General features: G+C 69.1%; 10 protein-coding genes. 6 read left to right on the plus strand and 4 right to left on the minus strand.

The features are described 5' to 3' along the window. Positions 1-1284, minus strand: a 1284-nt coding sequence (locus tag DQP56_RS20655; RefSeq protein ID WP_133258987.1) for a DEAD/DEAH box helicase, incomplete at its 3' end; no start/stop codon positions are given. Positions 1285-1527: 243 nt separating this feature from the next. Between DQP56_RS20655 and DQP56_RS20660 the strand changes: the two genes are divergently transcribed. After that, positions 1528-2223, plus strand: a complete 696-nt coding sequence (locus DQP56_RS20660; protein WP_112688648.1) for a ferritin-like fold-containing protein — start codon at positions 1528-1530, stop codon at positions 2221-2223. A gap of 100 nt (positions 2224-2323) precedes the next feature. Next, positions 2324-2581 carry a DUF3107 domain-containing protein gene (locus tag DQP56_RS20665; protein WP_112688634.1) on the plus strand — a complete coding sequence of 86 codons (258 nt, stop codon included), beginning with the start codon at positions 2324-2326 and terminating at the stop codon, positions 2579-2581. A 15-nt stretch (positions 2582-2596) separates the two neighbouring features. Here the strand turns inward: DQP56_RS20665 and fasR are convergent, their stop codons facing one another. Further along, a complete protein-coding gene (fasR, locus tag DQP56_RS20670) occupies positions 2597-3283 on the minus strand; it encodes an HTH-type transcriptional activator FasR (protein ID WP_112688636.1) in 687 nt (228 codons plus the stop codon). A gap of 203 nt (positions 3284-3486) precedes the next feature. Between fasR and DQP56_RS20675 the strand changes: the two genes are divergently transcribed. The 3 genes from DQP56_RS20675 to DQP56_RS20690 all read left to right on the plus strand — a co-directional run bounded on the left by DQP56_RS20675 (position 3487) and on the right by DQP56_RS20690 (position 6856). After that, the gene (locus DQP56_RS20675; protein WP_112688638.1) at positions 3487-4521 is read left to right on the plus strand and encodes a DUF3152 domain-containing protein; all 1035 of its coding nucleotides are present in this window, start codon (positions 3487-3489) and stop codon (positions 4519-4521) included. Positions 4522-4631: 110 nt separating this feature from the next. After that, complete coding sequence (moeZ, locus tag DQP56_RS20680; RefSeq protein ID WP_112688640.1) at positions 4632-5810, plus strand: adenylyltransferase/sulfurtransferase MoeZ; 1179 nt, start codon at positions 4632-4634, stop codon at positions 5808-5810. A gap of 191 nt (positions 5811-6001) precedes the next feature. Beyond that, on the plus strand, positions 6002-6856 hold the full coding sequence (locus DQP56_RS20690; RefSeq protein ID WP_112688642.1) for a TIGR02569 family protein: 855 nt from the start codon (positions 6002-6004) through the stop codon (positions 6854-6856). Positions 6857-6870: 14 nt separating this feature from the next. Here the strand turns inward: DQP56_RS20690 and DQP56_RS20695 are convergent, their stop codons facing one another. Both DQP56_RS20695 and DQP56_RS20700 read right to left on the minus strand, forming a co-directional pair. Beyond that, complete coding sequence (locus DQP56_RS20695; RefSeq protein WP_112688644.1) at positions 6871-7167, minus strand: MGMT family protein; 297 nt, start codon at positions 7165-7167, stop codon at positions 6871-6873. 10 nt (positions 7168-7177) lie between these two features. Further along, the gene (locus DQP56_RS20700) at positions 7178-7966 is read right to left on the minus strand and encodes an alpha/beta fold hydrolase (protein WP_112688646.1); all 789 of its coding nucleotides are present in this window, start codon (positions 7964-7966) and stop codon (positions 7178-7180) included. Positions 7967-8023: 57 nt separating this feature from the next. On the opposite strand from DQP56_RS20700, the gene DQP56_RS20705 reads away from it, so the two are divergent. Next, a partial coding sequence (locus DQP56_RS20705; RefSeq protein WP_133258988.1) for a UvrD-helicase domain-containing protein occupies positions 8024-8264 on the plus strand: 241 nt, incomplete at its 3' end.

Raw genomic sequence — 8264 nt, forward strand, 5'->3', positions numbered from 1 at the left:
GCCGCCCTCGGACCGCTTGGCCGGTGACCGGCCCGCGTTGCCGATGGTGCCGGTGGCCTCGGTCGGGATGTTCAGCTCGGTGAACAGGTGCGGTGAGCTTGAGTAGGTCTCCGCCGGGTCCGGGCACTGCAGGTTCAGCGCCTTGTCGATCATCGACCAGCGGGCCAGTTCGTCCCAGTCGACCAGCGTGACCGCGACACCGGTCTTACCGGCGCGGCCGGTGCGGCCGATGCGGTGCACGTAGGTCTTCTCGTCGTCGGGGCACTGGTAGTTGATGACGTGGGTGACGTCGTCGATGTCGATGCCGCGGGCGGCCACGTCGGTGGCAACCAGCACGTCGATGTCCCCGGTGCGGAACGCCTTCAGGGCCTTCTCGCGGGCCACCTGGTTGAGGTCGCCGTGCACCGCACCCACCTTGAACCCGCGCTCGCCGAGGTCGTCGGCCACCTTCTGCGCCGTCCGCTTGGTGCGGGTGAAGATCATCGTGGCGCCCCGGCCGCGGGCCTGCAGCAGCCGGGCGACCAGCTCCGCCTTGTCCAGCGCGTGGGCCCGGTAGACGAACTGTTCGGTGGCGTCGTGGACCGCCGAGGAGTGTGGCGCCTCGGCGCGGATGTGGGTGGGCTGGTTCATGAAGCTGCGGGCCAGCGTGATGATCGGGCCGGGCATGGTCGCCGAGAACAGCATCGACTGCCGGTCATCGGGGATGCGGGCCAGGATGCGTTCGATGTCGGGCAGAAAGCCCAGGTCCAGCATCTCGTCGGCCTCGTCGAGCACCAGCACGGTCAGCCCGCCCAGCTGCAGATGGCCCTGCTGGGCCAGGTCGAGCAGCCGGCCCGGGGTGCCCACGACGACGTCCGCGCCCGCCTGTAGCGCCTCGATCTGCGGCTCGTAGGGCCGGCCCCCGTAGATGGCCTGCACCGACAGCGGACGGTCTCCGGCGGTCAGGTATTTCGCCGCGTCGGCCAGGTCGCCGGAGACCTGTATGCACAGCTCGCGGGTGGGCACCACGACCAGCGCCCGCGGGATGCCGGTCAACGGCCGGTCGGTGCTGGTGCTGACCCGCTGCAGCAGCGGGACGCCGAAACCGTAGGTCTTGCCCATACCGGTGCGGGCCTGGCCGATCAGGTCGTCGCCGGCCAGGGCCAGCGGGAGCGTCAGCTCCTGGATCGCGAAAGCGCGTTCGATGCCGTCCTCGGCGAGCGCGCGGACGATCTCGTCGCGCACACCCAGTTCGGTGAAGGTCGGTGGGGAGGTGGGTCGAGTGGTGGCGATAACGGGGGTCATGCGCTGGCAGATGCCTTTCGGAGTTGGCGCGGTATGAAAGTCGATCGCGGTGTGGTCGGGGCGCACACGCTGTGACGGTCGATACCTGACTTGCCAATCCGGGGGGCCCTGCACTCGCCGAGGAGGCGGGCCAACCGCGTGTACGCACATTGCGCGACAGCGCCGAATCGGCACTGCCTGCGGTCATACTACCTGGTCGGGCCGGGCACCGGTCCAGTCCGGCGCAACGCCTACAGTGTGGTGATGAATTCGGTTCCCTCGACCGACGCCGAAGCGCAGCCTTCCCCGCCCCGACTGTCCGCCGATCATCCCGGTGTCAACGAGCTTTTCGCGGTACTGGCCTACGGCGAGGTGGCGGCGTTCTACCGGCTCACCGACGAAGCGCGCATGGCACCCGATCTGCGTGGCCGGATCTCGATGGCGGCGATGGCCGCCGCGGAGATGGGCCACTTCGAATTGCTGCGTCAGGCCCTCGACGCCCGCGGTGTCGATGTGGTGGAGGCGATGTCGAAATACACCACCGCCCTGGACAATTACCATCGGCTGACGATGCCCAGCACCTGGCTGGAGGCGCTGGTCAAGACCTATGTCGGTGACGCGATGGCCGCCGACTTCTATCTGCAGATCGCCCACGGCCTCCCCGACGAGGTGGCCGACGTGGTGCGCGCGGTGCTGGCCGAGACCAAGCACTCCCAGTTCGTCGTCGACGAGGTGCGCACCGCGGTCACGGCCAGCGCCAAGCAGCGCAGCCGGCTGGCGCTGTGGTCGCGCCGGCTGCTCGGAGAGGCGATCACCCAGGCCCAGTACGTGTTGGCCGACCACGACGAACTCGTCGACCTGGTGGTCGCCGGTGCGGCCGGACTGGCACACCTGGCCGGGTTCTTCGACCGCATCCAGCACACCCATGACGAGCGGATGCGCGAACTGGGCCTGGCGTAGCGGCCGGCGTATCGCCAAGGGCGAACGACCGGTGCGCACCAACCGCGGGCCCGTCCACTAGCCTGCTTGACAACGCCCGACGCAAACGAAAGGGGCTGGCGTGGAGGTCAAGATCGGGGTCACCGACAGCTCGCGCGAACTGGTCATCAACAGCGCGCAGACGCCCGATGAAGTCGAGGAACTGGTGGTCGCCGCGTTGAGCAAGGGCACGGAATTGCTGGCCCTCACCGACGACAAGGGGCGCCGGTTCCTGGTGCAGGCCGCCAAGATCGCCTATGTGGAGATCGGGGCCGCCGACAGCCGGCGGGTCGGGTTCGGGATCGGCTCCGAAACCATTGCCCGGGCTAATTCCTCTTGACGGAGGCGGTTCGTCTCAACGAGTGAGCGGCACGTGTGACAGCCCGCCCCAAGCGAACGCGACCGTCCCCTCGACGGCGTCTTCCTTGGAGATCGGACGGTCGCTGTCGAGCCAGTAGCGGGCGCAGTCCACACTGATCGCGACCAGCCCGACGGCGACCATGCGGGCGCGGTGCGGGTCGAGGCCGGAGTCGTGGCTGACCAGATCGAAGATCGCATCGATGCACGATTCGGTCGCCACCCGCACCTGCACCGCGACCTGGGGCTCGGCGACGTTGTCGTTCTCGAAGATCAGCCGGTAGCCCTGGCCGTCATGCTCGATGAAGTCGAAGAACGCCTGCACCGCCGACCGCAACCGCTGGCGGTTGTCGGTGGTGGTCCGCAGGGCCTGCCGCACACCGGAGACCAGGTTTTCCACGTGGCGGGCCAGCACCGCCAGGTACAGCTCCAGTTTCGAGGCGAAGTGCTGGTAGAGGATCGGTTTGCTGACGCCCGCCCGGTCAGCGATCTCGTCCATACCGGCCGCGTGGTAGCCGCGGTCGACGAACACCTCGCTGGCTGCGATCAGCAGCTGTCCGCGTCGTTCGTCGCGGGGCAGCCGGCTGCCCCGACGGTTGGTGGCCGCCGGCGCCTTGGTGGCCGCTGAGCCGCGGCCTGCCGACTTGCCGCCACCGCGCTCGGCCGTGTCGATCGGTTTGCTCATCGACTCCTCAATCCGGGTTCGGCCGGCCGGCAGGAATGAGCGCCCGACGGCCGGTGCGTGAGAGCGAGACTACGCGCTGCCGCCGTCAGATCTGCCAGCGACATCCACCAACCCGGCGCCGGCCCGTTGCGGCACGGTTCGCGGCCCGCCGACATGGCGCGGCGAAGAGTCCCAGCTCGCAGTGGTTGTGTCATTCTGGAACGGTGACCTACGACCCGGGGCAACGCGGCGGCGGTCGAGCCCCGGTACTTCGGGATCGTTTCCGCGAACCCCTGCGCGCGCAGCGCGATCCACTCGCCGCCGGCACCGGCCGGCTGCGGTCTGACCGCGACGTCCATCGGCAGTGGCGCAAACAGACCTGGCTGGGCAGTTTCGTGTCCACCTACGGCTGGCGTGCCTACGCACTGCCGGTCCTGATGGTGCTCACCGTGGTGGTGGTCTATCAGACCGTGACCGGCACCGGGGTACGCGCCCAGGACTTCGATGAGCCGGTGCAGGGCCCGCCGACGATCGGATCTGCCGGCACCTCGATCATCGGCGCGCCGCCGCGGGGGCTCACCGAATTCGACGTCAACCTGCCGACCGGGGTGTTGCCCGACGGTGGCCCGTTCACCGAGGCCGGCGCCATGACCTGGCATGTCGTTCCGGGCACCCAGCCGGTATTCGGCCGGGGCACCCAGAAGGTGTTCGCCTACACCATCGAGGTGGAGAACGGCATCGACACGACCGCCTTCGGCGGCGACGAGGCGTTCGCCCGGATGGTCGACCAGACGTTGCGCAACCCCAAGGGGTGGACGCACAACCCGCAGATCGGGTTCGTGCGGGTCGACGCGACCAGCGGCGTCGAACCCGACTTCCGGATCTCGCTGACCTCGCCGCTGACCGTTCGGGAAGGCTGCGGGTACGAGATTCCGCTGGAAGCGTCGTGCTACAACCCGTCCTACGGTGCGCGGTCGGAACCGCGGGTGTTCATCAACGAGGCCCGCTGGGTTCGCGGCGCGGTGCCGTTCCAGGGCGACATCGGCTCCTACCGGCAGTACCTGATCAACCACGAGGTCGGTCACGCCCTGGGCTATCAGCATCACGAGCCGTGCGAGCGGCAGGACGGCCTGGCGCCGGTGATGATGCAGCAGACGTTCGGCACCTCGAATGACGACGCGGCGAAGTTCGACCCGGACTGGGTCAAGCCCGACGGGAAGACCTGCAGGTTCAACCCGTGGCCGGCCCCCATCGCCTGAACCGATCGAGTGAACCGGCTGCCGGACCCGGGAAGCTTCGTGGTGGGTTTGTCGTTGCCGCCACCAGCTGCTGTGATGGATGACGAAGACGACTTCGAGGAGATTGTGCGGTGTCGAGATCACTGCCGCCGCTGGTGGAGCCTGCCGGCGAGCTGACGCGCGATGAGGTGGAGCGCTACAGCCGACACCTGATCATCCCGGACGTCGGTGTGCAGGGACAGAAACGGCTCAAGAACGCGCGGGTGCTGGTGATCGGTGCCGGAGGGCTGGGCGCACCGACGCTGCTGTATCTGGCGGCCGCCGGTGTCGGAACCATCGGGATCATCGACTTCGACGTCGTCGACGAATCCAACCTGCAGCGCCAGGTCATCCACGGGGTCGCCGACGTCGGCCGCGCCAAGGCCGAGAGCGCCCGCGACTCGATCAACGCGATCAACCCGCTGGTCGACGTGCGGTTGCACCAATTCCGGCTGGACGCGTCGAACGCCGTGCAGCTGTTCGAGCAGTACGACCTGATCTTGGACGGCACCGACAACTTCGCCACCCGCTATCTGGTCAACGATGCCGCGGCACTGGCGCACCGGCCGTACGTGTGGGGCTCGATCTTCCGCTTCGAGGGCCAGGTCTCGGTGTTCTGGGAGGACGCACCGGACGGCCGGGGACTCAATTACCGCGACCTGTACCCCGAGCCTCCGCCGCCGGGAATGGTGCCGTCCTGCGCCGAGGGGGGCGTGCTGGGGGTGCTGTGTGCGTCGGTCGGGTCGGTGATGGGCACCGAGGCGATCAAGTTGATCACCGGCATCGGCGAGTCGTTGCTGGGTCGGCTGCTGATCTATGACGCACTGCAGATGAGCTACCGCACCATTCGGGTCCGCAAGGATCCGTCCACGCCCAAGATCACCGAGTTGATCGACTACGAGGCGTTCTGCGGGGTGGTCTCCGCGGATGCGGCCGAGGCGGCCGCCGGGTCCACCATCACCCCGGCCGAGCTGCGTGAGCTGCTGGACTCCGGGCAGCAACTGGAGCTGATCGACGTGCGGGAGCCGGCGGAGTGGGAGATCAACCACATCGAGGGCGCCCGGCTGGTGCCGCAGTCGATGCTCAACACCGGCGAGGGGCTGGCGACGCTGCCGCAGGACCGGATTCCGGTGCTGTACTGCAAGACCGGCGTGCGCTCGGCGGCGGCCCTGGCCACCCTGAAGAAGGCCGGTTTCGCCAACGCGGTCCATCTGCAGGGTGGAATTGTGGCGTGGGCCAAGGCGATGCAGCCCGACATGGTGATGTACTGACCCCCGAAGCTGGGACCGCCGCATGACCCCGGCGGTTCAGCGAGGCTCGAGGGAGGAGAGCCGAAGCTGGGACCGCCGCATCAACACCGGCGGTTCAGCGAGGCTCGAGGGAGGAGAGCCGAAGCTGGGACCGCCGCATGACCCCGGCGAGGCTCCCCGACGCGCGGACGCTGACGACATAGAGTTGTCGCGTGACTGTCGAGCCGCCGCCTGAGCATGTGCTGGCGACTTTCGGCCTTCGCGGCATGGAGCCCACTCCGCTGGACGCCGGGTGGGAGGACGGCTGGAAGTGCGGGGAAGTGGTGGTGTCGATGGTCGCCGACCATGCCAGGGCCGCCTGGTCGGCAAAGGTGCGCGAAACGCTGTTCGCCGACGGCATCCGACTGGCCCGGCCGGTGCGCTCCACCGACGGACGCTATGTGGTGTCGGGGTGGCGAGCCGACACTTTCGTGGCGGGCACTCCCGAACCCCGTCACGACGAAGTGGTCTCGGCGGGGGTTCGGTTGCACGAGGCCACCGCCAAGTTGGAACGACCCCGCTTCCTCACCCAGGCGCCGGTGGCGCCGTGGGCCGACGTCGACGTGTTCATCGCCGCCGATCGGGCCGCGTGGGAGGAGAAGCCGTTCGCCTCACTGCAGACCGGCGCCCGGTTGGCCCCGGGTTCGGTGGACGGGCAGCGGTCCATCGACCTGATCAATCAGCTCGCCACGCTGCGCAAGCCCACCAAGGGTTCCAGTCAGTTGGTGCACGGCGACCTGTACGGCACGGTGCTGTTCTCCGGCGCCGCGGCGCCCGGCATCACCGACATCACGCCGTACTGGCGGCCGCCGTCCTGGGCCGCCGGAGTGGTGGTGGTAGACGCCCTGTCGTGGGGTGACGCCGATGACGGGCTGATCGAACGCTGGGATTCGCTGCCCGAGTGGCCGCAGATGCTGTTGCGCGCGTTGATTTTCCGACTCGCCGTACATGCGCTGCACCCGCGTTCGACGGCCGAGGCATTCCCGGGGCTGGCCCGCACCGCGGCACTGGTGCGCTTGGCGCTCTGACACCGCAGGTGCCGTCAGAATCGGTGACGCGCGGCGCGCAGATCCACTCGTCCGTCGACCGCAGTCACCCCTTCGGCGCGAAGCAGTTCGAGTTGTCGGGTGCGCAGCTGGGTTGCCGGCCGTCCGGACGCCCTGATCACCCGATGCCACGGCAGGTCGGCGCCGTCGACCCGCAGGATCCAGCCGACGATGCGAGGGCTGGAAAGCCCTGCCGCGGAGGCGATGTCGCCGTAGGTGGCGACCCGGCCGGCCGGGATACCGAGGATCAGTGCGCGTACCCGCTCGACCTGCTCGTCGGTCACCGTCGCCACCGTGGACCTCCTAGTTCCGGGCCAACCGGTCGTGGATGACGGCTGCCACCTCGGCGGGCCGCGCCTGATCCACCATGTGGTTGCAATCAAGGTCCACGAGTTGGAAGTTGGTGCAGAGTCGCGTCTGCAGGGCCTCGATGAGGCGCGTGCCCACATACGGTGGTGAGGTGCGGGTGGCGCGCAGCAGCGTCGTCGGCGTCGATCGTGGCAGCACGAGGGGGCGGGCCAACTCGCTCCAGTACGACATCATCGCCGGCACGCTGATCCGCCAGCCGCACCGCCCGCCGGGCAGTGCCACCAGGTGCTCGGCGAGTTCGGCGTCGAGCAGCGCCGGATCCACGTCCGACCACCCCCCGTTGGCCTTCTCGGCGCGGGCCTCCGCGGCGTCGGGATAGTCCGGGGACGCCAGCATCGCCGCGGCGATCTCGGCCATCCAGTGGCCGTCCAGGCCGATCGCCGGGTCGAGCAGCACCACCGAATGGACCAGGTCGGGGCGCGCCGCGGCCAGATGCAGCGCTATCGCTCCGCCGAAGGAGTGCCCGACGACTACGACGGGGCCGCCGGCGCCGCCCTCGAGCAACCCGGTCAGCGCCGCCACGTTGGCGTCGATAGTCCACGGGGCCGCCCACGACGAGTGTCCGTGGCCGATGAGATCTGGTGCGGCGACCGTGGTTTCAGGCAGATACCCGGCGACGTGCCGCCAGCGGGCCCCATGGCCGGTCAAGCCGTGCACGGCCAACAGCTGTATCGGGCCGTCCGGACCGTAGCGGTGCACGTGCAGCCGATGATCGGAATTCACCCGTCGATGGTGCCAGCCCTCACCGGGATTGTCAGAGGGTAGTGGTGTCATGGCGTCATGACGCAGCACTGGGAGCCGTATGCCGGCGAGGTCGCCGCGGCGTTGGATCCGCTGCGCCGGGGAGTGCTGCAGGTGCGGGGCGGCCCGGGGACCGGCAAGACCAGCCTGCTGATCGAGGTGGCCGTGGCTCACGTCGCCGCCGGCGCCGATGCGGATTCGCTGTTGTTGTTGACCGGATCGGGCCGGCTTCCGGCGGCGGCCCGGGGTGCACTGACCGCGACGCTGCTGGCCGGCGGCA

Origin of the sequence: Mycolicibacter senuensis (assembly GCF_003284925.1) — a bacterium.
Lineage (GTDB): Bacteria > Actinomycetota > Actinomycetes > Mycobacteriales > Mycobacteriaceae > Mycobacterium > Mycobacterium algericum_A.